This window comes from Pseudotabrizicola sp. L79 (genome assembly GCF_036553525.1).
GTDB lineage: Bacteria > Pseudomonadota > Alphaproteobacteria > Rhodobacterales > Rhodobacteraceae > Pseudotabrizicola.
This window is the reverse complement of record NZ_JAZHDA010000056.1, coordinates 1-309: the sequence shown is the minus strand read 5'-3', so window position 1 is coordinate 309 and position 309 is coordinate 1. Positions and strand designations below refer to the sequence as shown.

Here is a 309-nt window from a genome sequence, read left to right as displayed (position 1 = left end):
TATTCATTCTTAGCGCTTGGTGAAGAAAAAATAGGGAAGTTTAATTAATGGCAAGAAACGGTAAAAACGAAAATTTTGACGGTAAAGCAATCCGCGCTGCTCGCAAAAAGATGCATTTATCACAAGTTGAGTTGGCTGAAGGTATTACCACTCAAGCAACAATTTCATTGGTCGAAAATCAAAATCGTGTACCTAATGCAGATGTGTTGTTGGCGATACTAGACCGCTTGAATTTGGATATGTCACAGTTTGTGTCTGGTGATTTTTTGACCAATAAGGCTAAGGAATTATTGAGCCAAGTTGTTTTAA

Annotated in this window: 1 protein-coding gene; it reads left to right on the top strand. The window is 37.2% G+C overall.

From position 1 onward, the window contains the following. Window positions 1–47: 47 nt before the first annotated feature. A partial coding sequence (locus V3C85_RS18230) for a helix-turn-helix domain-containing protein (RefSeq protein WP_331796928.1) occupies window positions 48–309 on the top strand: 262 nt, incomplete at its 3' end.